The organism is Luteipulveratus halotolerans (genome assembly GCF_001247745.1).
GTDB lineage: Bacteria > Actinomycetota > Actinomycetes > Actinomycetales > Dermatophilaceae > Luteipulveratus > Luteipulveratus halotolerans.
Window position 1 is genome coordinate 4,201,701 of the sequence record NZ_LAIR01000002.1, and the last position, 23,414, is coordinate 4,225,114.

At 71.1% G+C, this 23,414-nt stretch carries 19 protein-coding genes; 13 read left to right on the plus strand and 6 right to left on the minus strand.

Features of this window, described 5'->3' with window-relative positions:
- Positions 1 to 13: 13 nt before the first annotated feature.
- Positions 14 to 1,471 carry a dihydrolipoamide acetyltransferase family protein gene (locus tag VV01_RS21085; RefSeq protein ID WP_050671616.1) on the plus strand — a complete coding sequence of 486 codons (1,458 nt, stop codon included), beginning with the start codon at positions 14 to 16 and terminating at the stop codon, positions 1,469 to 1,471.
- Positions 1,472 to 1,628: 157 nt separating this feature from the next.
- Positions 1,629 to 2,180 carry a Uma2 family endonuclease gene (locus VV01_RS21090; RefSeq protein WP_050671617.1) on the plus strand — a complete coding sequence of 184 codons (552 nt, stop codon included), beginning with the start codon at positions 1,629 to 1,631 and terminating at the stop codon, positions 2,178 to 2,180.
- Here the strand turns inward: VV01_RS21090 and VV01_RS21095 are convergent, their stop codons facing one another.
- Entirely contained in the window at positions 2,181 to 2,912 is a 732-nt protein-coding gene (locus VV01_RS21095; RefSeq protein WP_050671618.1) for a hypothetical protein, read from the minus strand. It abuts the gene before it with no gap.
- A 163-nt stretch (positions 2,913 to 3,075) separates the two neighbouring features.
- On the opposite strand from VV01_RS21095, the gene VV01_RS21100 reads away from it, so the two are divergent.
- Together VV01_RS21100 and VV01_RS21105 are read left to right on the plus strand one after the other, a co-directional pair.
- Positions 3,076 to 3,918 carry an SGNH/GDSL hydrolase family protein gene (locus VV01_RS21100; protein WP_197275131.1) on the plus strand — a complete coding sequence of 281 codons (843 nt, stop codon included), beginning with the start codon at positions 3,076 to 3,078 and terminating at the stop codon, positions 3,916 to 3,918.
- Positions 3,919 to 4,026: 108 nt separating this feature from the next.
- Positions 4,027 to 5,778: a hypothetical protein gene (locus VV01_RS21105; protein WP_050671620.1), complete on the plus strand. Its 1,752-nt coding sequence runs from the start codon at positions 4,027 to 4,029 to the stop codon at positions 5,776 to 5,778.
- A gap of 344 nt (positions 5,779 to 6,122) precedes the next feature.
- Here VV01_RS21105 and VV01_RS21110 read toward each other — a convergent pair whose 3' ends face one another.
- Entirely contained in the window at positions 6,123 to 7,982 is a 1,860-nt protein-coding gene (locus VV01_RS21110) for an MDR family MFS transporter (RefSeq protein ID WP_231635298.1), read from the minus strand.
- A gap of 139 nt (positions 7,983 to 8,121) precedes the next feature.
- Between VV01_RS21110 and VV01_RS21115 the strand changes: the two genes are divergently transcribed.
- Genes VV01_RS21115 through VV01_RS21125 form a run of 3 tightly spaced genes read left to right on the plus strand, consistent with a single transcriptional unit; the run spans position 8,122 to position 10,902 of the window.
- The gene (locus VV01_RS21115; protein WP_050671621.1) at positions 8,122 to 9,882 is read left to right on the plus strand and encodes a hypothetical protein; all 1,761 of its coding nucleotides are present in this window, start codon (positions 8,122 to 8,124) and stop codon (positions 9,880 to 9,882) included.
- Between the two features lie 37 nt (positions 9,883 to 9,919).
- Entirely contained in the window at positions 9,920 to 10,372 is a 453-nt protein-coding gene (locus VV01_RS21120) for a cytidine deaminase family protein (RefSeq protein ID WP_050671622.1), read from the plus strand.
- Between the two features lie 2 nt (positions 10,373 to 10,374).
- Positions 10,375 to 10,902 carry a DUF1990 family protein gene (locus VV01_RS21125; RefSeq protein WP_050671623.1) on the plus strand — a complete coding sequence of 176 codons (528 nt, stop codon included), beginning with the start codon at positions 10,375 to 10,377 and terminating at the stop codon, positions 10,900 to 10,902.
- Between the two features lie 438 nt (positions 10,903 to 11,340).
- Here the strand turns inward: VV01_RS21125 and VV01_RS21135 are convergent, their stop codons facing one another.
- Together VV01_RS21135 and VV01_RS21140 are read right to left on the minus strand one after the other, a co-directional pair.
- Complete coding sequence (locus VV01_RS21135) at positions 11,341 to 11,727, minus strand: hypothetical protein (protein WP_050671625.1); 387 nt, start codon at positions 11,725 to 11,727, stop codon at positions 11,341 to 11,343.
- A 174-nt stretch (positions 11,728 to 11,901) separates the two neighbouring features.
- The gene (locus VV01_RS21140; RefSeq protein WP_050671626.1) at positions 11,902 to 12,762 is read right to left on the minus strand and encodes a maleylpyruvate isomerase family mycothiol-dependent enzyme; all 861 of its coding nucleotides are present in this window, start codon (positions 12,760 to 12,762) and stop codon (positions 11,902 to 11,904) included.
- A gap of 62 nt (positions 12,763 to 12,824) precedes the next feature.
- Here VV01_RS21140 and VV01_RS21145 point away from each other — a divergent pair, with 62 nt between their 5' ends.
- Together VV01_RS21145 and VV01_RS21150 are read left to right on the plus strand one after the other, a co-directional pair.
- A complete protein-coding gene (locus VV01_RS21145; RefSeq protein ID WP_231635299.1) occupies positions 12,825 to 14,837 on the plus strand; it encodes a cytochrome c oxidase assembly protein in 2,013 nt (670 codons plus the stop codon).
- A gap of 4 nt (positions 14,838 to 14,841) precedes the next feature.
- Positions 14,842 to 15,645: a carbon-nitrogen family hydrolase gene (locus VV01_RS21150; protein WP_407942929.1), complete on the plus strand. Its 804-nt coding sequence runs from the start codon at positions 14,842 to 14,844 to the stop codon at positions 15,643 to 15,645.
- 149 nt (positions 15,646 to 15,794) lie between these two features.
- Here the strand turns inward: VV01_RS21150 and VV01_RS21155 are convergent, their stop codons facing one another.
- Positions 15,795 to 17,729 (minus strand): NHL domain-containing thioredoxin family protein, encoded by a 1,935-nt coding sequence (locus VV01_RS21155; RefSeq protein WP_050671628.1) that lies wholly within the window; start codon positions 17,727 to 17,729, stop codon positions 15,795 to 15,797.
- A gap of 105 nt (positions 17,730 to 17,834) precedes the next feature.
- Between VV01_RS21155 and VV01_RS21160 the strand changes: the two genes are divergently transcribed.
- Both VV01_RS21160 and VV01_RS21165 read left to right on the plus strand, forming a co-directional pair.
- Positions 17,835 to 18,263, plus strand: coding sequence for an NfeD family protein (locus VV01_RS21160; protein WP_050671629.1), 429 nt, complete (start codon positions 17,835 to 17,837; stop codon positions 18,261 to 18,263).
- 5 nt (positions 18,264 to 18,268) lie between these two features.
- Positions 18,269 to 19,453: an SPFH domain-containing protein gene (locus VV01_RS21165; protein ID WP_082221276.1), complete on the plus strand. Its 1,185-nt coding sequence runs from the start codon at positions 18,269 to 18,271 to the stop codon at positions 19,451 to 19,453.
- 200 nt (positions 19,454 to 19,653) lie between these two features.
- Here VV01_RS21165 and VV01_RS21170 read toward each other — a convergent pair whose 3' ends face one another.
- Positions 19,654 to 20,019 (minus strand): DUF427 domain-containing protein, encoded by a 366-nt coding sequence (locus VV01_RS21170; RefSeq protein WP_050671630.1) that lies wholly within the window; start codon positions 20,017 to 20,019, stop codon positions 19,654 to 19,656.
- A 102-nt stretch (positions 20,020 to 20,121) separates the two neighbouring features.
- Here VV01_RS21170 and pta point away from each other — a divergent pair, with 102 nt between their 5' ends.
- Together pta and VV01_RS21180 are read left to right on the plus strand one after the other, a co-directional pair.
- The gene (gene pta / locus VV01_RS21175) at positions 20,122 to 22,221 is read left to right on the plus strand and encodes a phosphate acetyltransferase (RefSeq protein WP_050671631.1); all 2,100 of its coding nucleotides are present in this window, start codon (positions 20,122 to 20,124) and stop codon (positions 22,219 to 22,221) included.
- Positions 22,218 to 23,408: an acetate/propionate family kinase gene (locus tag VV01_RS21180; protein WP_050671632.1), complete on the plus strand. Its 1,191-nt coding sequence runs from the start codon at positions 22,218 to 22,220 to the stop codon at positions 23,406 to 23,408. The genes pta and VV01_RS21180 overlap by 4 nt, the downstream gene beginning before the upstream one ends.
- Positions 23,409 to 23,414: the final 6 nt, after the last annotated feature.

Genomic DNA, 23,414 nt, shown 5'->3' on the forward strand with positions numbered 1-23,414 from the left:
GAGAAGGCTTTTCATGGCTGTGAAGCAGTTCAACCTCCCTGACCCCGGCGAGGGTCTGGTCGAGGCCGAGATCGTCACCTGGAAGGTCAAGCCGGGCGACACCGTCAAGACCAACGACGTCGTCGTCGAGATCGAGACCGCCAAGTCGCTCGTCGAGCTGCCCATCCCGTGGGAGGGCACCGTCGTCGAGCTGCTGGTCGCCGAGGGCACGACCGTCGACGTCGGCGCGCCCATCGTGTCGGTGGATGTCGCTGGTGCCGAAGGAGATCCGGCTCCTGCGACGCCGGTGTCGGAGTCCTCGGAGGACGAGGGCGAGCGGGTCGCCAACCTGGTCGGCTACGGCCCGTCCGCCGGTACGACCACGCGCCGCAAGCGTCGTACGCCGGCCGCCGCCGCTGGTCGAGGAGGCGAGTCTCCCTCTGCCGCACCGGGTTTCGACACGGACTCCGCTAGCGCTCCGGCCTACTCGACCGGCGGTGCTGCGGGCTCAACCAGCGGGGTGGCGGGCTCCACCAGCGGTGGTGGCGCGTGGTCGTACTCGACCACCCACGGCGGCAAGGTGCTGGCCAAGCCGCCCGTCCGCAAGTTCGCGAAAGACCACGGCATCGACCTGTCCCAGGTGATCCCGACGCGCGAGGACGGTGTGATCTCGCGCGCCGACGTCGAGGCGTTCATCGCCGGTGGCGTACCCGAGGCCGCTGGTCTCGATACGGCCTCGGCTAGCGCCTCGCCCTACTCGACCGGCGCAGTGGTCGAGCGTGAGACGCGCATCCCGGTCAAGGGCGTGCGCAAGATGACCGCGCAGGCGATGGTCGGGTCGGCGTTCACGGCGCCGCACGTCACCGAGTTCATCACCGTCGACGTCACCCGCACGATGGAGCTCGTCGACCGGCTCAAGGCCGACCGCGAGTTCCGCGACGTCAAGGTCACGCCGCTGCTCGTGCTGGCCAAGGCGCTGTGCATCGCGATCCGCCGCAACCCCGGCATGAACGCCACCTGGGACGAGCAGGCCCACGAGATCGTGCAGAAGAGCTACGTCAACCTCGGCATTGCCGCCGCGACACCGCGTGGGCTGCTCGTGCCCAACATCAAGGAAGCCCACGCGATGGACCTGCGGCAGCTGGCCGACGCGATCGGCGAGCTGACCGCGACCGCTCGCGAGGGTCGTACCCAGCCCGCCGAGATGTCGGGCGGCACCATCACAATCACCAACGTCGGCGTGTTCGGCGTCGACACCGGCACCCCGATCATCAACCCGGGTGAGTCGGCGATCGTGTGCTTCGGGACCATCCGCAAGCAGCCGTGGGTCGTCACCGACGCCGACGGCAACGACGCGATCGTGCCGCGGCACGTCACGCAGCTGTCGGTGTCGTTCGACCACCGCCTGATCGACGGCGAGCTGGGCTCGCGCTTCCTGGCCGATGTCGCCGCGATCCTGGAGGACCCGAGCCGCGGTCTCGTCTGGGGCTGACGCCCGTACGCCGACGAAGGGCCCCGGGAGCACTCGCTCCCGGGGCCCCGTCCACATCTCGTGCAGGCGCCGGTGGTCCGTCCACACGTCGCAGGCGACCGCTCGCGTGGAGTGGTCTGGCGTACAAGCCTTGGCGGCATGATGCGAAGGAGGCACGATGGCTGCTGTGACGACAATGCCGCAGAGTCGCCCGCTCACGTGGCGCGACCTCGAGGACCGGCCTGATGACGGGCACCGGTACGAGCTCATCGACGGTGCGCTGGTCGTGACGCCGGCACCGCACTGGCGCCATCAGCGTGGCGTCGCCCGTCTGCTGATCGCGCTCACGGCCGGATGCCCGCCCGAGCTGGAGGTGTTCACCGCGCCTGTCGACGTGCGGCTGGGCGAGGACACGGTGCTGCAGCCCGACGTCCTCGTCGCGCGCAAGGCCGACCTCGGCGAGCGCGTCCTGCCTGCCGCACCGGTCCTGGCCGTGGAGGTGCTGTCGCCGAGCACGCGCTTGATCGACCTCAACCTCAAGAAAGCGCGCTACGAGGCCGCGGGCTGTCCGTCGTACTGGGTGATCGACCCGGCCGAGCCGTCGCTGGTCGCCTGGGACCTGCGCGACGACGCCTACGTCGAGGTGGGGCGGGTGAGCGGCGACGAGGCGTACGCCGCGGCACTGCCGTTCGAGGTCAGCATCACCCCGTCGGCGCTGGTCGACGACTGATCAGCGGCCGAACAGACGGCCGAGCAGGCCGCGGCGTGGCTCTGGCTGCGGCGGCGGGATGTAGGGGTCCGGTGCGCGTCGCGGGCGGATCGCCTCGGGCTCACGACGCACCGGGCGCAGGCGGCCGCGCTCGCGGATGTCGCGCTCGCCGGTCGTGACCACGTCGTCGTCGACCAGGGGTTGGGCGTTGATCGTGATCGCGGCGCCCGCGTCATTGAGCAGGCCGACGGCAGCGACGAGCCACGACGGCTGAAACCGCGGATCGCGTTGTGCTGCAAGGGTTGTCGCCTCGCGCCACGCGAGAGGAGCGGCCTGGTCGTCGCCAGCGCCGTCCGGGCTGATCGCCGTGGCGTCGAGGAAGTTGTCGAACGTGAGATAGGCGGTCAGCCCGCCGGGTGTCTTGTCGACGACGAGACCCGTCGGACGGCCGGTCTGCTCCCACGGCTCGGCGCACGCCTGGGTGATCACGTCGTCCATGATCGTGCGCAGCTCGTCGAAACCGTGCAGCTCGCGTCGCCCCTCGGAGTCGCGGGGCATGCGGTGTGCGCGGGCCTGGCCGTCAGGGCTGGTGAGCACCGAGGCGCGGAACATCGGGATCGAGCCGCGCACGGCCGCGCGGAGGTCACCCAGGTGGGGCGCGACCAGCTGCTCGGCCCAGGGCCGGATGCGCTCGGGCGACAGCTCTCGGCCGAACAGCGTCGACGCGAGGCGCTCGAGCTCGACGTCGTTCATGCGCAGAATGTAAGCGACCGACCTGAGAGCTCGCGCCGTTTCCGGGGCACGAGCCCACGGTGCGGCGCCTGGCGTGCGCGGCGCCCAGCCAGCACGATCGAGGGCGGACGGCTCGGCGACGACGGAGGCGATGGTGAGGAGCGGCGTACGACGGTCTGCGGCCTTGGCACTGGCGGCCCTGTGCTGCGTCGCGACCGGGTGCAGCGATGACGGCCCGGTGTACGAGCGCTACGTCGCGATCGGTGACTCCTACACGGCCGGGCCGTCGATCCCCGACTCCGAGACCGACAACGGCTGCGGGCGGTCGACCAACAGCTATCCCTATCAGGTTGCGCGCGCCCTGCGAGTCACCGAGCTCGTCGACATCGCGTGCGGCGGCGCCACGACCGCGAATGCCTCTGTGCCCCAACGAAATGCGTACGGTCACAACCTCGCCCAGCTCAAGGCGGTCGACGAGGACGCCGACCTCGTGACGGTCTCGCTGGGCGCCAACGACGAGCGGCTGTTCGGACGGCTGGTCAACGCGTGCGCGGCGGCCGGACGGCGTACGCAGGTCGGCAGCCCGTGTGCCGAGGCGAGCTCGGTCGGTGGGCAGGACGCGCTGATCGCCTCCGCCACGAGGACTCGCGGCCGCCTCGCGCAGCTGCTCAGGGCCGTACGCGCGAAGGCACCGCACGCGCGCGTCCTCGCCGTGGGCTACCCGCAGCTCGCCCGGGCGGGGGAGTCCTGCCCCCAGCGCGTCCCGTGGGCGCCGGGCGACCATGCCTACGTCGCGAGGGTCCTGGACGCGCTCAACGCGGCCGTGCGTGCGGCGGCGACCGACGCAGGCGTCGAGTACGTCGACATCGCCGCGCTCTCGGCCGGGCACAGCGTCTGCGACCGCCGGCCGTGGGTGGCCGGGCAGGTCGGCGACCCGCTGGTGGCCGCGGCGGCCCACCCCTACCTGCGTGAGCAGACCGCGGTCGCTCGCGCGGTCGTCGCGCAGGCGAGTCGACCTGCCGGGTGACGAGCAGGTCTCGGTCGGGCGTCCGGGCCCCACACCCGCGCTGAGCGTGGTTCCATGCATCGGCAGCAGCGAGACCCCTCCGTCACGGGTCGCGAACCGAGGAGACCCATGGCCAGTCCGGTGCCCACCCGGCTGAACCTTCCGGTGCGTACGCGTGACCGACGGCAGGCTGCGCTGCCCGTCGACCTGCTGATCCTGCTCGCGATCGCGCTGCTCCCGCTCGTGTTCTTCACGGTGCGTCTGCTCGTGCACGGCTGGACCCCGCAGGGCGATGAAGCGCTCGTGGCCGTCCGTGCCCACGACGTCTTCAGCGCGCACCCGCCCCTGACCGGCATGCGGTCGACCAGCGAGTTCACCGCGCCCGGCGTCCACGCCCACCACCCGGGGCCGATGCAGTTCTACGTGCTCGCGCCGTTGTACGCCGTCACGGGCTGGTGGTCCGGCTCCCTGCTGATCACCTCGCTGCTGGTGCAGTGCGCGTTCGTCGCCGCGGCCGTGATCGGCGCCCACCGCGCGGCGGGCCGGGGAGCGGCCCTGGTCGTGGTCGGAGTGACCCTCGCCCTCGGCCGGGTGTTCGGGCAGAGCCTCGTGCTGCCCCTCAACAGCTGGCCCGACGTGCTCGGCCTGCTCGCGGTCCTCGTCCTCGCGTGGCTGCTCCTGCTCGGCCGCCGGGGCGCGCTGCTGCCGTACGCCGCGTGCGCGACGTTCGTGGCCCAGGGGCACGTCATCTTCTTCCCGCTGGTCCTCCTGCTGAGCGTGGGCGTCGCGGCGACGGCCGCTGTCCGTTGGTGGCTCGGACGCCGGGCCACCAACGGACACGCTCGCCGGAGCCGCAGCGCGGTCGGCTCGGGGCGCGCGTGGCGGCGTACCGGTCTGATCACCGCAGGCCTACTGGCGCTGCTGTGGCTGCCGACGGTCGTCGAGACCTGGGTCAACGACCCCAACAACGTCGGCGAGCTGTGGCGCCTCGCGACCGGCGCAGGCTCGACCAGCCCGGCCGCAGTGCCCGTGCCCCCGGAGGGGCTGTCCACCGAGGGCCCGCTGAAGGACGTGACGTTCGGCTCGGCCGCGCAGTTCGTCCTCGGGCTGCTCGTGCCGTTCGGCTCGCTGCGCTTGCTGGGTGAGCAGTCGGGGCTGCGGGCCGTCATCGGCCTCGTCGTCGTGGTCCTGGCGGTCGCCGCTGTCGTGCGGCCCACCCGTCGCGGCATGCGTGCCGGCGTCGCCATGTCCCTCGCCATGCTGGTGCCGCTGATCTGGATGGCGGTCAAGGCGGGCTCACCGGTCCAGCTGCTCTACTGCGCGCTGCCGCTCGCGGCGTCGTTGCTGCTCACCGGCCTGGTGGGGCTGTGGCTGCACGACGTGGTCGCACGCCGCGCTCGCGTGTGGATCGGCGAGTGGCAGGCCGCATCCATCGGTGCGGTGGTCGTCCTCGTGGGGGCCGTGCTCGCCACGCCTGCCGCGATGTCGCCGCTCACGGCGAGCTACGACGGCGACGTGGCCCGCGCCGTGAGCGTCACCGACGGCGTACGGCAGACGTTCGAGCGCAACGGCCTGCTCGGACGCCCGGTCGTGCTGCAGAACGAGGGTGCACGCTCGTGGCTGAGCCTCGGACCCGCGATCACCGCAGACCTCACGGAGGCCGGTTCAACGGTCTACTTCGACACCGGGTGGCAGCACGAGCAGGACGACGACCACCGTCGCATCCGCAACGCTCCCGCCGACGCCGTACGCCTGGTCGTCCGTGACCGTACGCCGACCGCGCCGTGGGGCGGCGGCCTCACCGACCCGACCCACCGGGTGCCGTTCACGTTCGAGATGCCGGGCGGGCCGCTGCAGGTCGAGGTTCAGATCAAGGGCTGACCGGCGTACGCCGCGGGGAGTTCTCCCTGCGCGTACCGGTGGTTTCGACACGGTCTCGCCCCTGGGGGCTCGACCGGCTCAACCAGCGGTTCGGGCTCGACCGGCTCAACCGGCGGTTCGGGCTCGGCCGGCTCAACCGGCGGTTCGGGCTCGGCCGGCTTGATCCCGTGGGCGGGTGCGGTGTCCGTTGCGTGCTGTGCACTGGTTCGTGAGGTGAGCCACGGCTAGCGCTGGTTCACCTCACGAACCAGTGCACAGCGGGCGGCACCTGGGTATCGCCCGCCCGCGCTGCGGTGAGTGGGCCGAGTCGGATTCGGCTCACCGGCTCAGCCAGCGGTCAGGGCTCAGCGGGCGGGCTCGGGCTCGTCGTCCCGGTCGTCGTCCTCGGTGAGCTCGTCCATCGTGTGGCACGCGCTCATCTCGGCGCCCATGTGGGTGATGTCGCGGACGACGCCGTGCTCGGGCTCGATCTCACCGTCGAGGATCGCTCCGACCGCGCTCGCACCGGCGGTGGCCTTCATCGGCTCGGGCTCGGGTTCGTCGGCGGCAGAGGCGGACTCGGCGCGCGCGGCCTGGCTGGCCGACTGGTTGCGCAGCTCGACGTGCGGCATGAGCAGCAGCACCAGGAACCCGACGACCATCACGCCCGCGGCGCACAGGAACACCAGGTCCATCGACTCGGCGAACCCGACCTTGAACGGGTGCCCGATGCGCGGGTCCATCTGGCTGATCACGGACGAGTCGTCGAGGACGCCGGACAGTGCGCCCTGACCGCCGCGTCCGCTGACGGCGTCGACGACGCTGCGGTTGAGCGGGTCGGCCAGGACGGCGGGATCCGTTGCGGCCTGGCGGAACTCGGGCGTCGGCGCAGCCTCCTTGAACGCCGTGCCGATCTTGTCGCCGACGGTGCTGAACAGGATCGACAGGAACACCGCGACGCCGAGCGTGCCGCCCATCTGCCGGAAGAACGTGGCCGAGCTGGTCGCGACACCGATCTCGCGCGGCGGCACGGAGTTCTGGGCGATGAGCGTGAGCGGCTGCATGCAGTTGCCGAGCCCGAGCCCGAGCAAGAACATGAACGCCATCACCAACGGCAGTGCGGTGTCGGCGCCGACGAACCGCCACAGCAGCACCAGCGCGACCGTCGCGATCGCCGTACCGATGATCGGCAGCGGTCGAATGATGCCGGTGCGGCTGACGATCTGACCTGAGCCGATGCCGGCGAGCATCAGGCCGAGCACCATCGGCAGCATCAGGAACCCCGACTCCATGGGCGATGCGCCGTGCACGATCTGCATGTACTGGGGCAGCACGATGATGCCGCCGAACATCGCCATACCGACGATGACGCTGGCGACGATCGTGACCGCTGCGGCGCGAATCCTGAAGATTCGCAACGGGATCAGCGCGTTGTCGCCCATGGCCCGCTCGGCGAGGACGAACGCGACGATGCCGACGGCACCGATGGCGTACGCGAGCAGTGAACGACCCGAGCCCCAACCCCACTCGCGGCCCTGCTCGGCGACGGTCAGCAGGGGTACGAGGCCGACGACGAGCGCGGCCGCGCCGTACCAGTCGATGCGCGCCTCGCGGCGGTGGTGCTGCAGGTGCAGGGTGTGGTTGACGACGAACAGCGCGAGGACGCCGAGCGGCACGTTGACCAGGAACACCCAGCGCCAGCCCGAGATGCCGAGGATCGAGTCGGCCTCGGCGAAGAAGCCGCCGACGACCGGGCCGAGCACACTCGTCGTGCCGAACACCGCCATGAAGTAGCCGGTGTAGCGGGCCCGCTCCCGGGGCGGCACGAGGTCGCCGATGATCGCGAGCACGAGCGTCATCAGACCTCCGGCGCCGACGCCCTGCACCGCGCGGAACGCCGCGAGCATGTACATCGACGTCGCGAACGAGCACAGCGCCGACCCGACGATGAACACGGTGATCGCGAACAGGAACAGCTTCTTGCGGCCGTAGAGGTCGCCGAGCTTGCCGTAGATCGGCGTCGTGATCGTCGAGGTGATGAGGTACGCCGTCGTCACCCACGCCTGGATCGACAGCCCGTGCAGGTCGTCGGCGATGGTGCGGATGGCCGTTCCGACGATGGTCTGGTCGAGCGCTGCGAGGAACATGCCCATCAGCAGGCCGACCAGGATCGTGAGGATCTGCCGGTGGGTGAGCTCGCCCGAGTCGCTGTCCGTCGTCGTCACGAGAGCCTCCTGATGGTCAGGGTTCCTATGTTCCCACCGTGGCAGAGGTGGATTGTCCGCGAAAGCCCGGCGGTCGGCGTACGGACGTGCTTGAGTTCGGCTCACACAGGTCGGGGGACCTGCCGACAGGGGAACGAACATGACCGCGGAAGACCTGCGTCTGCCACCCATCGACCCGGTGGGGCCGGCGGACGCCTGGCACCGGGTGCGTGCCACCGCCGCGCGCCGTACTCAGCACGTCAGCACGCGAGCGCGCCTGGCACTGGTCGTCGGTGCGACGAGCGTGCCGCTGGCGTCGTGGACGGCCCGGTTCGTGGCCGGTGGCTGGCAGCCTCAGGGCGACGAGGCGCTGATCTCGATCCGCGTCGGCGACGTCCTCTCGACCGATCCTCCGCTGATGGGCATGCGTTCGACCAGCGGCATCACGGCGCCCGACGTGTGGGCGCACCACCCCGGGCCCATCGACTTCTACGCGTTCGCCGGGCCCCACTTCCTGGCCGGGCGTCACCCGGCCGGAGTGCTGGTCGGGTGTCTCCTGCTCGCGGTGGCGATGGTGGCGGTCGCGATCTGGAACGCGCACCGCGCGGCCGGCTGGTCGGGCGTCGCGGCCGTTGCGCTGGTCGTCCTCGCGATGGAGCGCATGTTCGGAGCCGGCCTGGTGCTGCCGCTCAACGTGTGGCCGCCGATGCTCGCGTTCCTCGCGACCCTGGTGCTCGCCTGGCGGCTCGTCCTCGGCCAGGTCGGGGCGATGCCGGCGTACGTCGTCTGCGCGAGCCTGGCCGCTCAGCCGCACGTGGCGTTCGGGCCGCCGGTCGGCCTGCTCACCGCGGGCCTGGCCGTGCTCGGGATCTACCGCTGGTGGGCCCGCCGAGACGCGATCTGGCCGCTGCGCGGATATCACCGCAGACCCACGCGACCGGCGTACCGGCGTCCGGGCTGGCAGGCCGTGGCCGCCGCGGTGGTGTGCTCGCTGCCGGTGCTGATCGAGACGCTGACGTTCGACCCGCCCAACGTGGTCGAGCTCTGGCGGCTCGGGACGACGACCCAGACCATCGCGGTCGGTGCGGGCCCGACGTGGCACGTGCTCGCCGGCTCGATGGTGCCGGTCGGCCGGGCTCACGTGGGCTGGGACAGCCTCGTCGTCGGCGGAGTACGCCAGGGCGTCGCGGCCGTCCTGCTGGTCGTCGCGCTCGCTGCGGTGGTGCAGCCGTGGCGCCGGTTCGTACGCCGACCGGCTCGCGACGGTGCCCTGCGCGTCGGCCTCGCGGTGGCGCTGGTGTCGCTCGTGCCGATCTGGCGGGTCGGCACCGGGATGGCCGAGCGCAGCCAGCTGATCTACCTGTGCATCCTGGCCGCTGCGCCTCTGCTCGTGACCTCGTTGACGATCGCGTGGGTCGGCCTCACGGCCGCCCACCACCTGCGCCAGTCGCCGCTGGTCGTCGGCGCACCGGTCGGCGTCCTCGCCGCCATCGCCCTCGCGGTCACGCCGCTCACCGGGTTCGCGCACCTCATGCAGGACAGGTACGACGGTGACGTCGCCCGGGCAGACCGCATCGTCACGGCGGTGGCGGCGGCCCTCGACGCACCTGCCCGCCGCGGTCGCCCCGTCGTCGTCGAGTCGTACGGGCTCGTGCCGTGGGCGAGCGTCGGCCCGGCGCTGCAGGAGCGGCTGCTGCGCGACGGACGCCCGGTCTACTTCGACACGCTCTGGGCTCACCGGCAGGACGAGGACCAGCGGCGCATCGAGTACGCCCCCGACTCGGCGTTGCGGGTGCTGCTGCGCGAGCTGCCGCCCGGCGGGAAGTGGTCGCACGACGCCGCGCCCGACCCGGCGTACACCCGCGTGTTCGCCGAGGACACCCCGCAGGGCCGCCACCTCGTCGAGGTCGCGATCACCTGAGGTGGCGTCCCGGCCGGCCATGGCGTAGGACGAGGACATGACGACCGCACTGCCGACCTCGGCCCGCGAGCTGACTCCCGACGAGACCGAGCTCGTCGACCTCGCCCGCCGCACCATCGACGCGACGACCGACGCCGGCCCCCACGAGGACGGCGTGCACACGATGGGCGCGGCCGTGCGCGCGGCGGACGGTCGGATGTTCGCCGGGGTGAATCTGTACCACTTCACCGGCGGCCCGTGCGCCGAGCTGGTCGCGCTCGGCGCCGCCCGGGCCGCGGGTGCCACGCAGATCACGCACATCGTGGCCGTCGGCAACCACGGTCGCGGCCCGGTCGGACCGTGCGGTCGTGATCGGCAGGTGCTGTTCGACTACCACCGCGACGTCCGGGTCATCCTGCCCACGCCGGTCGGCGTACGCAGCGTGCAGATCGCCGACCTGATGCCGCTCGCGACCGGCTGGTCGTTCGACGGCGGTTCGGTGATGGCGTAGCCGTGCCGCAGCTCCTGCCCACCGCCGAGACCGACCGGCTACGGGGCCTGCCTCTGACCTACGAGCCCTGCGGCGACGGGCTCCCCACACTCGCAGGCGCGCACGTCTTCGAGCGCTCGCACGTGCTGACAGGCTGGTCGTTCGCCGATGCGGGCGAGGTGCTGATGACGTGGGGCGTCCACGAACGAGCGGGCCTGACGGTGCAGGCGTCTTCGAAGACGGTCGACGAGGGGGTCGTCGTGGTCCTCTCGCTCGGACCTGCTCCGGTGGCGCTCCGGGCGCCGTGTCGGGTAGTTCGCATGATCCGCGAGCCGAGCCGGATCGGGTTTGCATACGGGACGCTGGTTGGCCACCCGGAGTCGGGCGAGGAAGAGTTCGTCATCGAGTCAACGGCAGCCGGGACGACGTTCACCGTCGCCGCTTCGTCGCGTCCTGCGTCGCTCCTCGCGCGAGCCGGCGGGCCTCTGACCGGCGCGGTTCAGCGCTGGATGACGACGCGCTATCTGCGGGCGTTCGTCACGTCGCTCTGAAGTGGGCTCCGTCGCGGCGAAACCAGATCCATAGTTCGCACATGCGACGTGAAACCCCGCCCGGTCGTTCGGCCGTTGGAGCGCCCGTACGCCGGGCAGCGAGGCGGTTCGGTCGGAACTTCCGCGCGGCTCACGACATGCGTTCGCGATCGGCTGTGCAGCTCATCGGTGCCGGAGTCGCGATGACCACGCTCGTTCAGGTGACACCGATCGCGGACGGAGCCGCACAGTTCACCGTGATTCCGGCTGTCTGGGGTTCGTCGGGCCTGATTGCAGCAGCACTCCGACGGCGTGGGAACGGCGGTCCGATGGCGGACGCTGAGGGATGAGTCGTGCGCTGGTGCTCTCATCGAGATCGTTCGTGTGGTCGCAAGGTGAGCCGGGCCTCACGGTGTGACCACACGAACGGCCGAGCTCAGAAGGACCCGCCACGCTCGTTCACGACCGTGCTGCGGCGGTTCGCGTCGGCGCGAGCGCGTCGGCAGCGAACGTGATCGCCACCGTCACAGCAGCGCCGACCACCGCCCACCTCGTGTCGTCAGTCATGAGTGCCGCGACCGAGCCGGCGGCGAACACGGCAGCGGCGAGGAGGCTGAACGGCAACCGCCTGCGGACGACGTCGCCCGGGTCGACCCGCGGCACGAGGGTCAGGCGGCCGCCCGGCACCAGTCGGTTGACGACGGCCATCGCGACCACGAACGGCAGGAGCGCGACCAGCCAGAACACATTCGCCGCCATCAGACCGAACGTCGCCAAGACACAGGCGAACCCGATGGTCGCGCGCACTCCAGGGCTGAGGTCGTACAGGCGACCGATCACGGACATGGCGGCAGAGTACGGCGGCGCGCACCGAACCCTGCACGTTCTTTCGGCGCACGGCCGCGTGCGCAAGAACGCCGTGGCTCACCTGGCGGACCAGTGCACAGCGTCCGCCGAAGCAGGGGTCCGGCCGCCACGAGCCGGCCCGGCCGGCGAAGCCAGCCAGCCCGCCAGCAGAAGTCAGGGCGTCACGGCCAGCGCGGCGAGCAGCCGCCTGGCCACGTCCTCGTCGCCCTCGACCGTGTAGTGCAGGTCGTCGACCGACACCCGTCCGGCTCCGGCGCGGGCCAGAGCCTCGGTCGACAGCCGGATCGTCGTGACCTGCTCGTGCGAGCTGTCGTGCGCCTCGTCGGCCGACCCCGAGAACCGCGGCTCCGCCACCGGTGCGTCGTCCGCGGTGCCGGGCACGATGCGTACGCCCTCGCGCGCCTGCAACGGTCCGGTGGACTCCACGATCACGGCCGTGCCGACGGGCAGGCCCGCCTCGACCGCCTGACGAGGCAGTGCACCGAGCACGGCCTGAAGAAACACCGCCGCTGCCGGTGAGTCGAGGTCGCCGGGCCGCCCGAGCGCGTCGCGCAGGTCCTGCTCGTGGCACCACACGTCCATGGTCCGGTTGGTGACGAGGGCGCGCGCCGGCCGCTGCCCGAACGGACCCGTCAGAGGCGTCTCGTCGGTCAGCGACGGGTCACGCAGCGTCTCGAGCCGTCGCGGGATCACCCGCTGCAGCTCGGCAACGACCTCCGCCCCGCTCCACGACCGGCGTACCTCGACCGCCTGCTCCATGAACCGGCCCATCTTGTGCCGCAGCCACGGGTAGTCGGGGACGTCGACATCCGGGTCGACGTGCCCGTCCAGGGAGGCCTCCAGGCCCGCGACGTGGGCGATGTGGTCCTTGACCGACCAGCCCTCGCACGTCGTCGGCAGCGCGAAGTCGGCGTCGGAGCAGGTCGAGGCGAGGTCGAGGACGTTCTGCGCAGTACGCGCCCACGCGTCGACGAGCTCGCTGAGCTGCTGAGGTGCGGGCGGGTGCATGGCCATGCCGCCAGCGTACGGACACCGTCCCCATCGGGTGCTCAGCCGCGGAACTTAGGCTGTCCCGCGTGACTACTGGGAACGGCACCGCCGTAGCACCGAGGCGGATGCGTCCCGTCTGGATCATCGTCAGCCTCCTCGCGGCACTGCTCGCCTGCCTGCTCGCAGTGTGGTTCAGCGGCGCGACCGAAGCACTCGAGCTCGGCGACCCCGGCCCCGCCGTGCGGTGGGGCCTGCCGGTCCTGCGTACGGTCCACGACCTCGCCGCGGCGCTCGCGATCGGCTGCTTCCTCGTCGGCGGCCTCCTGGTCCCCGAGGCCCCGTCCACCCGCCGCCGCGACCGCGCGGGCCGGCTCGGCGCGTACGCCGCACTCACCTGGGCCGCGGCCGGTGCGCTCGTCGCGGTGCTCGCGTACGCCGACATCGCCGGCACCGAGATCGGCTCGGCCGGGTTCTGGTCGTCGGCGTGGACGAGCACCTGGGACCTCGACTCGTTGCGCGCACCTGCGATCTCCACCGCGATCGCCGTCGTCGTCGCGCTCATCGCCGTCGTCGACCATCAGCGCAACACCCAGGCGTGGCTGTTCGCGCTGTCGGTGTTCGCACTGCTCCCGCTCGCGCTCGCCGGCCACTCCGCCGGCAGCAGCAGCCACGACGCCGCGGTCAACTCGCTCGCGTTCCACCTGGTCGGCGTGACCGTCTGGGTCGGCGGTCTGCTCGGCCTGCTCGTCATGTGGCAGCGGCTCGGCAAGGGTGCCGCAGCGACGGTGCAGCGCTACTCGCGTGCGGCGCTGTGGTGCTTCGCGTTCGTCGGTCTGTCCGGGATGCTCAACGCCTGGATCCGGATCGGCGGGTTCGACGGGCTCACGACGAGGTACGGCGTCCTCGTGCTGCTCAAGGTCGCGGCCCTGGTCGTGCTCGGTGGGTTCGGCTACGTGCAGCGTGAGCGCGTCGTACGCCGGCTCGAGGACGACCCGTCCGACCGGCCGTCCAAGGCGTTGTTCGCCCGGCTCGCGAGCGTCGAGGTGGCGGTCATGGGCGTGGCCGTCGGTCTGGGTGTCGCCCTGTCGCGGTCGGCGCCGCCGGTCAGCGACGCCGTCGAGTCGACCGACCCCGTGCTGTCGCGCACCGGCTACCCGATGCCGCCGGACTTCGAGCCGTCCCGCTTCTGGACGATGTGGCGCACCGAGTGGTTGTTCACCACCGTCGCCGTCGTCGCGATCTGCCTCTACCTCGCCTGGGTGCTGCGCCTGCGCCGTCGCGGTGACGCCTGGCCGCTGCGTCGCACGGTGCTGTGGGTGCTCGGCTGGATGGTGTTCCTGTACGCCGTCAACAGCGCCGTCGGCATCTACGGCCACGTGATGTTCTCGGTGCACATGGTCGAGCACATGGTCATCTCGATGGTCGTGCCGCTGATGCTCGTGCTCGGTGCGCCCGTGACGCTGGCGCTGCGGGCGCTGCCGCCTCGCAAGGACTCCACGCTCGGACCACGCGAGCTGATCCTCGCGGTCGTGCACTCGCGCGTCGTCGGGTTCTTCGGCAACCCCGTGGTCGCCGCGGTGCTGTTCTTCACCAGCCTGGTCGTCTTCTACTACTCGCCGCTGTTCGGGCGGGCGCTGGAGACCCACACCGGGCACGTGCTGATGATCGTGCACTTCATGCTGACCGGTTACCTGTTCGCATGGGTGCTCGTCGGGGTCGACCCCGGCCCGCGCAAGTGGCCCGCACCGCTGCGGCTGCTCGTCCTGCTCATCACCGTCGCGGCTCACGCGTTCTTCGGTGTCGCGCTGATGACCGGCACGGGCCTGCTCGCACCCGACTTCTTCAACGCCCTGCAGCTGCCGTGGGTCCCGGACCCGCTCGAGGACCAGCGCGCCGCCGGTGGCGTCGCCTGGGGCACCGGCGAGCTGCCGACGTTCGTCCTCGCGATGCTCGTCACGGCCGACTGGTTGCGTCAGGATGCAGCTGAGGGTCGTCGTCAGGCCCGCAAGGCCGACCGCGACGACGACGCCGAGCTCAAGGCGTACAACGAGTACCTCGCCTCCCGCGCCGGTCGCGGGCCGAAGCAGCCGAAGGAGTGACCTCATGGACGTCCTGAAGGTGGCCCTGATCCAGCTCGCGTACGACGACTCCGAGACCGTCGAGGAGCGCACGACCCGCGTCGTCGACCTGGTCCGTCAGCAGCGTGGTCACGACCTGGTCGTGCTGCCCGAGCTGTGGCCGATGGGCGGGTTCGACTACCGCGCGTGGTCGGACAAGGCACAGACGACGTCCGGCTCGGTCGTGCAGGCGCTCGGAGCGGCCGCCCGTGACGCGGGTGTCCTGCTGCACGGCGGCTCCATCGTCGAGCGACCCGGCGGCGCGCCGGGCCCCGAGGGCAAGGACCTCTGGAACACCTCCGTCGTCCTCGACTCCTCCGGTGAGCTGGTCGCGACCTACCGCAAGATCCACCGGTTCGGGTTCGCCGGCGGTGAGCCCGCGCTGATGGAGGCCGGCGCCGATCTGGTCTCGATCGAGCTGCCCGACGGGTCGATGGCGGGCCTGTCGACGTGCTACGACCTGCGTTTCCCCGAGCTCTACCGCGCTCAGATCGACCAGGGCGCAACGGTTTTCGTCATCCCGGCCGCCTGGCCGATGGCGCGCGTCGACCACTGGCGGCTGCTGCTGCGGGCGCGCGCGGTCGAGGACCAGGCCGTGGTGATCGCGTGCAACACCGCCGGCACCCACGCCCGCGCCGAGATGGGCGGCCACAGTGCGGTCATCGGCCCCGGCGGCGAGGTGCTTGCCGAGGCGGGCGAGGGCGAGGAGGTCCTGTCGGTCGACCTGCCGACCGACCTCGTACAGGCCGCCCGCGAAGGCTTCCCCGTCTTGGCCGACCGCCGCCTCTGACCCCGCGCCCCGCCCGCCCTCTCGGCTCGCCGTCAGAGCCGCGCCGTCAGAACTGAGTTCTGGTGGTTTGACCGAACATGAACTCGGTCAGAACACCAGAACTCAGTTCTGACCGAGGAGCCACTGGCTGCCTAGCCGGCTCCCAGCGGTCAGACGCCGCGGAGGTCCAGGTCGAGCCGAGCCGGTGCGCCCTCCGACAGGATCACCGGGATGCCCCAGTCCTGTTGGTACAGGTGGCAGGCCGCGTGCTCGGGCACCTCGCCCGTGATCGGGTCGCCGTCACAGGCAGCCGCGCGCACCGACACGTGCAGCGTGCCCGCTCCGACCGCCGGGTCGAGGTCGAGCGTGCGCGTGAGTCCCGTTGCGGTGCCTGCGCCGTCGCGGATCAACTCCTCGGGCGAGGCCGACACGACCAGCTGAGTCGGGTCGCCCCAGCGCAGGTCGAGCTTTTGACCGGTCGGCGGCTCGAACGCCACTCGCAGCGTCACCGGACCCGACGCCAGCTCGGTCGGCGGTCGCTGCGTCCGGTGCGCCGGCCCGTCGACACGCTGCGCCTCATCGGGCAGGGCCACGCGCGTCACCCGGTGCGCAGCCGACTCCACGACCGCCAGGTGAACTGAACCGCTGGTTGAGCCGGGCGGAGCGGGTTTCGACTCGCCCTCGGCTTGCGCCTCGGGTGGCTCAACCCACGTAGCGGAGCCCGTGTCGAAACCAGGTGACGTGACCACGAGCGCATCACTCGGCTCGGCGAGACCCGTTGCGAGAGTGGTGACTTCACCCGATGCGGGGTCGAACCGCCGGACCGCACCGTTGTAGGTGTCGCTGATCGCGACCGATCCGTCGGGCAGCTCGGTCACGCCGAGCGGGTGCTGCAGCAGCGCCTGATCGGCTGCACCGTCACGGTGCCCGAAGTCGAACAGCCCCTGACCGACGTGCGTCGACACCTCAAAACCGTTGTCAGTCAACGTGATCGACCGCAGAGCGGACGTCTCGGAGTCGGCGATCCACAGCCGTGACCCGTCGGCCGACGACGCGAGACCGGACGGCTGGGCGAACCACGCGTCGTCAGCTGCGCCGTCGCGTACACCCTCGGACGACGTACCGGCGAGCACTGCGACGGTCGAGTCGGCGGGGTCGGGCGCGAGGTGCAGTGCCCACAGCTGGTGGGTGCCTGCCATCGCGATGACGACGCGGTCGATCCACCACGCGACGTCCCACGGGGTCGACAGGTCCTGCTTCAGCGCCGGGCCCGATCCGGACCGCTCGCGCAGCTGCGAACCCGTCCCGGCGAGGACGCCGATCGCCCCGTCTGCCAACCGAATTCCCTTGATCTGGTGGTTGACGCTGTCGGCGACCACGACGTCGTACCCGATCCGTGAGGCGACCTCGGGAGGCAGCACGAGCAGACCCTGCGGCTCGTTGAAGTCGTCCGCCGAGCCGTACCGCGCCCGCTCGGTCGACAGGTCGTCCTCCAGGTGCACCACCTGATGGTGGGCGGTGTCCGAGAGCAGCACCGACCCGTCGGGCAGGGCGGCCAGCTTGCCCGGAAACCGCAGCGCGGTCGACGGAGCCGGGGGAGCGACGTACGGGCCGTCGCCCGAGCGGAGCGTGCCCTTGGCGCGGTGCTCCTCGATCAGCTCCTCGACGAGCACGGCCAGACCGTGCGCGTGACCCTCGCCGGACATCGACGCGACGATGTAGCCCTCGGGGTCGATCACGACGAGCGTCGGCCAGGCGCGTGCGGTGTACGCCTTCCACGTGGTCAGCGACGGGTCGTCCAGCACGGGGTGGTGCACGGCGTAGCGCTCGACGGCGGCCACGAGCGCGTCCGGGTCGGCCTCGTGCTCGAACTTGGGGGAGTGAACGCCGATGAGCACCAGGTGGTCGGCGTACTTCTCCTCCAACGGCCGCAGCTCGTCGAGCACGTGCAGGCAGTTGACGCAGCAGAAGGTCCAGAAGTCCAGGACGACGACCTTGCCGCGCAGGTCGTCCAGCGACACCGACCGGCCGCCGGTGTTGAGCCAGCCCCGCCCCTCCAGCCGGGGAGCACGCAGGCGGACGCGGTTGCGGATCGACTCACTCACACCCGTACCCAACCAGCCTCGGGCCGCACATCTTCCGCGCCGGTACGCCGACCGCCGCCCCCGCACGTGCAGGTGATCCACATCACAGTCGCGTAGGGTCGTGTCATGTCGGCCCTGCTCTGGTTCGTCGCCGCTCTGGCCCTCGCGGCCGCAGAGCTGCTGGGCGCCGAGTTCGTGCTCCTGATGCTGGCCGGCGGAGCGCTCGGAGCCGCCGGCACAGCGCTCGCCCTGCCCGACAACCACTGGCTGCCGTTCGTCGTGTTCGCGGTCATCAGCGTGCTGCTGGTGCTGGTCGTCCGACCACCGCTGCTGCGCTACCTCAACCGGCAGGGTCCGGCCGCGCTCGGGATGCACCGCATCGTCGGAGCGCCCGCGACCGTGCTGGCCCCGGTCACCGAGCACGCCGGCGAGGTCAAGATCCGCGGCGAGGTGTGGTCGGCCCGCGCGACCGAGGGTGAGCCGCCGCTGCCACCCGGCACCGAGGTCACCGTCGTACGCATCAGCGGCGCCACCGTCTATGTGACAAGGGAGTGATCAGCATGGACGACGTCCCGATCGGACTCATCGCACTCGCCGTCCTGGCCGTGCTCGTCGTGATCGTCGTGATCCAGGCGATCAAGGTCATCCCGCAGGCCCAAGCCGCCGTGATCGAGCGGCTCGGCAAGTATCACCGCACGACGGAGGCCGGGGTCACCTGGCTGTTCCCGTTCATCGACCGCATCCGATCGCGGGTCGACCTGCGCGAGCAGGTGGTGTCGTTCCCGCCGCAGCCGGTGATCACCGAGGACAACCTGACGGTCTCGATCGACACGGTCGTCTACTTCCAGGTGACCGACCCCAAGGCCGCGGTCTACGAGATCGCCAACTACATCGTCGCCGTCGAGCAGCTGACCACCACCACGCTGCGCAACGTCGTCGGCGGCATGAACCTCGAGCAGGCGCTCACCAGCCGCGACGCGATCAACACCCAGCTGCGCGGGGTGCTCGACGAGGCCACCGGCAAGTGGGGCATCCGCGTCGCGCGCGTCGAGCTGAAGGCCATCGACCCGCCACCCTCCATCCAGGACTCGATGGAGAAGCAGATGCGCGCCGACCGTGACAAGCGCGCGATGATCCTGACCGCCGAGGGCCAGCGTGAGTCGGCCATCAAGACGGCCGAGGGTGAGAAGCAGGCTGCGGTCCTGACGGCCGAGGGTGCCAAGCAGGCCGCCATCCTCAACGCCGAGGGCGAGCGGCAGTCGGCGATCCTGCGCGGTGAGGGTGAGCGGGCCGCGCAGTTCCTGCGGGCGCAGGGGCAGGCCAAGGCCATCGAGAAGACCTTCGCCGCGATCAAGCAGGGCCGCCCCACACCCGAGCTGCTGGCGTACCAGTACCTCCAGACCCTGCCGACGATGGCCAGGGGCGACGCCAACAAGGTCTGGATGATCCCCAACGACTTCAGCAAGTCGCTGCAGGAGATGGCCAAGGCGTTCGGGGCCAAGGGCGACGACGGCGTGTTCCGTTACGAGGCACCGGCGCCCGAGCCCGAGACGAGCCGGCCAGGCGACGTCGACGAGGACGTCGAGGACTGGTTCGCCTCGACGACGGCCGACGCCGCGCTCGACGCGGTGCGCAAGGCCGAGGCCGCTGCACAGATGCCGGTCGACGAGGCGCCGCTCACCAACCCGCGCGTCCGACCGCAGCTGCCGCCCGACGAGCCCGAGCCGCCGACCACCGCTGGTTGAGCCGACCGACCCGCTGGTTGAGCCGACCAACCGCTGGTTGAGCCGACCGACCCGCTGGTTGAGCCGGGCGAGCGCCCTCCGGGGTCCCCGCGAAGTATCGGAGCGAGGTACGAGCGGAGAACTTCGTGGGGTGGAGGCGCGAGCCCGTGTCGAAACCCGGTGACTCGCAGGGAGACCCGAGCGACCGGCGTACCCGACCCTCAGCCGGCGGTCACCCGGACGTCGGCGACGGTGTCGTAGAACGAGAAGTGGTCCGCGATCGCAGCGACCGACTCCAGCGGCTCCTGGTAGGACCAGACGACGTCGCGGCACTGATTGCCCTGGTCGTCGACGAACGTCCAGTACGACGCCTCGCCCTTGTACGGGCACGTGGTCGTGGTGCGGCTGGCGCGGAACTGGTCGAGGCGGACGTCCTCGCGGGGCAGGTAGTAGCGCACGGGCAGGCCGGTCTCGTGGACGAGCAGGGGACGGGTCGAGTCGGCGACGACGACGCCGTCGATCACGACGACGACGTGCTCGGTGCCGGGCGTCACGTCGACGCGGTGGGTGGACTGGGTGGTGGTCACTGGCGGTCTCCTTGCACGGGGAGGTGGTCAACCGTCGAACGCGACAACCGCGATGCGGGCGGTCCCATTCCTGGTGCGCGCACCTCGCTCTAGCCTGGGCGCATGTCGCGCAGCGTCTACATCACCTCCACCGAGGGCGAGACCGGCAAGTCGACGATCGCGTTGGGGCTGCTCGACCTGCTCTCGCGTGAGACCGGCCGCGTCGGCGTCTTCCGTGCTGTCACGGCGTCCGACCAGCGACGTGACCCCGTGGTCGAGCTGCTGCTCGACCACGCCGGTGTCGACCAGTCGTACGACGAGTCGATCGGTGTCACCTACCAGCGGCTGCACTCCGACGAGCCGGGCGCGCTCGCCGACATCGTCGACCGGTTCCACCGGCTCAGCGCGACGCGCGACGTCGTGGTGGTGCTCGGCAGCGACTTCACCGACGTCGCGAGCGGCGCCGAGGGAGCGCTCAACGCACGGATCGCGGCCAACCTCGGCAGCCCCGTCGTCCTCGTCGTGCAGGGCAAGGACCGCACGCCGGCCGAGCTCGTCATCGCCACCGAGGCCGCCTGCGAGCAGCTGCGCGACGAGCACGCGCTCCCCGTCGCGCTGGTCGCCAACCGGGTCGCCGACGACCTGGTCGACGAGGTCCGTACGCGCCTCACCGATCTCCCCGCGGCCGGCGGTGCACCGCTCGTCGGCGTCCTGCCCGAGGTGCCGCTGCTCGTCGCGCCGACGGTCCGCAGCCTGATGGAGGCGTGCGACGGCGAGCTGCTGCGCGGCAACGAGGCGTGGCTCGACCGTGAGGCGCGTGGGTTCGTGATCGCGGCGATGTCGATGCCCAACGTGCTCACACGCCTCGTCGAGGACGTCACCGTGATCGCCCCAGGTGACCGGTACGACGTGCTGCCGGGCCTGATGTTCGCCCACCAGTCGGGCACGTTCCCGGGGCTGTCCTCGGTCGTCCTGACCGGTGGCTACGTCCCGCCCGACACCATCCTGCAGCTCATCGACGGCTCGCCGAGCGACCTGCCGATCATCCTCACCCAGCTCGGCACGTTCGACACGACCACGCGCCTCGCCGGCACCAAGGGCGCACTGTCGACCGGCAGCGTCGCCAAGCGGCAGACGGCGATGCGCGCGTTCGCCGAGTCGGTCGACGGCCCGGCGCTGCTGGCGGCCATCGACGTGGGCGAGGCGCTCGCGGTCACGCCGTTGATGTTCACCCACCGTCTGCTCGAGCGCGCACGCTCCGAACGCAAGCGCATCGTGCTGCCCGAGGGTGATGACCCGCGCATCCTCCAGGCCGCCGATTCCCTTCTGCGGCAAGGGGTTGCCGACCTCGTGCTGCTCGGCGACGAGACAGCGTTGCGGGCCAAGGCGTCCTCGGCCGGCCTCGACATCACGGGTGCGACCGTGCTGTCGCCGACCGACGAGGAGCACGTCGAGCGCTTCGCCAAGGTCTACACCGAGCTGCGCGCCCACAAGGGCATGACTGTCGAGAAAGCCCGCAAGGTCGTCTCCGACGTCTCGTACTTCGGCACGCTCATGGTCCACCTGGGTGAGGCCGACGGCATGGTGTCGGGCGCCGCGCACACGACCGCCCACACGATCAAGCCGTCGTTCGAGATCATCAAGACCGTGCCCGGCACGTCCGTGGTGTCGAGCGTGTTCCTGATGTGCCTGGCCGATCGCGTTCTCGTCTACGGCGACTGCGCGGTCAACCCCGACCCGACGGCCGCCGAGCTGGCCGACATCGCCATCTCGTCGGCTGCCACGGCGGAGCGGTTCGGGGTCGAGCCGCGCATCGCGATGCTGTCGTACTCCACCGGCACGTCGGGTGCCGGAGCCGACGTCGACAAGGTGCGCGAGGCGACCGAGCTCGTACGATCCCGGCGCCCAGATCTGTTGGTGGAAGGGCCGATTCAGTACGACGCCGCAGTCGACCCGGGCGTCGCGCGCAGCAAGATGCCCGACTCCGAGGTCGCCGGCCGAGCGACCGTGCTGATCTTCCCCGACCTCAACACCGGCAACAACACCTACAAGGCCGTGCAGCGCAGCGCCGGAGCAGTCGCCGTCGGCCCGGTGCTGCAGGGCCTCAACCGCCCGGTCAACGACCTGTCACGAGGAGCGCTCGTGGAGGACATCATCAGCACGGTGGCGATCACCGCCATCCAGAGCGCGTCCACCGTTGAGGCACAAGGAGATTCGAAGTGAGCGCAGTCCTCGTCCTCAACGCCGGCTCGTCCTCGCTGAAGTTCCAGGTGGTCGACCCCGAGACGGGTGAGGCGCACGCCAAGGGCATCGTCGAGCGCGTGGGGTCGAAGGGCTCGACGATCTCGGTCACGGTCGACGGCGAGGAGTCCGAGACCTCCGCCTCGGCGCCTGATCACGGTGCGGCGACGGAGCTGATGCGGACGACGCTGGCCGACCGCGGCGTCGACCTCGCGTCGTCCGGGCTGGTCGCCGTCGGTCACCGGGTCGTGCACGGCGGACGCTCGCTCACCGAGCCGACCGTCGTCGATGACAAGGTCCTGGCCGAGATCGAGCGAGTCGCCGAGCTGGCTCCTCTGCACAACCCGGCCAACATCGACGGAATCCGCAGCGCCACCAAGGCTTTTCCCGACCTTCCGCAGGTCGCGGTCTTCGACACGGCGTTCTTCTCCGACCTGCCCGCCGAGGCGTCGACGTACGCGATCGACCGAGAGCTGGCCGACAAGCACGCGATCCGGCGCTACGGCTTCCACGGCACGTCGCACGAGTTCGTGTCGGCGGAGGCGGCGCGTTTCCTCGGGCGCGAGGGTGACGCCGACCTCAAGCAGATCGTTCTGCACCTCGGCAACGGCGCGTCCGCGTCGGCGGTGCGCGGTGGTCGGCCGGTCGACACGTCGATGGGGCTCACGCCGCTCGAGGGTCTGGTGATGGGCACGCGCGGTGGCGACATCGACCCCGGCGTACTCCTGCACCTGCACCGGGTCGCGGGCCTGAGCGTCAGCGACCTCGACACGCTGCTCAACAAGAAGTCCGGCATCCTCGGCGTCTCGGGCATCGGCGACTTCCGCGACCTCGCGAGCGCGGTGCACGACGGTGACGACGACGCGCGGCTGACGCTCGACATCTACCTGCACCGCCTGCGCAAGTACATCGGCGCGTACGCCGCAGTGCTCGGTGGCGTCGACGTGGTCACCTTCACGGCTGGTGTCGGCGAGAACAGTGTCGAGCTGCGCGAGGAGGCGCTGAAGGGCCTGGAGTTCTTGGGGATTCGCATCGACGGCCGTCGCAACAAGGGCAAGAACGACGGCCCGCGGGTGATCTCGACGGACTCCTCGGCAGTGACGGTGCTCGTGGTCCCGACCAACGAGGAGCTCGCCATCGCGCGCCACACGGTCGCCACCATCGCCTGACCGCGG

Coding starts and splice junctions, on each gene's coding strand:
- VV01_RS21085 (WP_050671616.1), top strand. CDS start 14: ATGGCTGTGAAGCAGTTCAACCTCCCTGACCCCGGCGAGGGTCTGGTC.
- VV01_RS21090 (WP_050671617.1), top strand. CDS start 1,629: ATGGCTGCTGTGACGACAATGCCGCAGAGTCGCCCGCTCACGTGGCGC.
- VV01_RS21095 (WP_050671618.1), bottom strand. CDS start 2,912: ATGAACGACGTCGAGCTCGAGCGCCTCGCGTCGACGCTGTTCGGCCGA.
- VV01_RS21105 (WP_050671620.1), top strand. CDS start 4,027: ATGGCCAGTCCGGTGCCCACCCGGCTGAACCTTCCGGTGCGTACGCGT.
- VV01_RS21115 (WP_050671621.1), top strand. CDS start 8,122: ATGACCGCGGAAGACCTGCGTCTGCCACCCATCGACCCGGTGGGGCCG.
- VV01_RS21120 (WP_050671622.1), top strand. CDS start 9,920: ATGACGACCGCACTGCCGACCTCGGCCCGCGAGCTGACTCCCGACGAG.
- VV01_RS21135 (WP_050671625.1), bottom strand. CDS start 11,727: ATGTCCGTGATCGGTCGCCTGTACGACCTCAGCCCTGGAGTGCGCGCG.
- VV01_RS21140 (WP_050671626.1), bottom strand. CDS start 12,762: ATGGCCATGCACCCGCCCGCACCTCAGCAGCTCAGCGAGCTCGTCGAC.
- VV01_RS21150 (WP_407942929.1), top strand. CDS start 14,842: ATGGACGTCCTGAAGGTGGCCCTGATCCAGCTCGCGTACGACGACTCC.
- VV01_RS21160 (WP_050671629.1), top strand. CDS start 17,835: ATGTCGGCCCTGCTCTGGTTCGTCGCCGCTCTGGCCCTCGCGGCCGCA.
- VV01_RS21165 (WP_082221276.1), top strand. CDS start 18,269: ATGGACGACGTCCCGATCGGACTCATCGCACTCGCCGTCCTGGCCGTG.
- pta (WP_050671631.1), top strand. CDS start 20,122: ATGTCGCGCAGCGTCTACATCACCTCCACCGAGGGCGAGACCGGCAAG.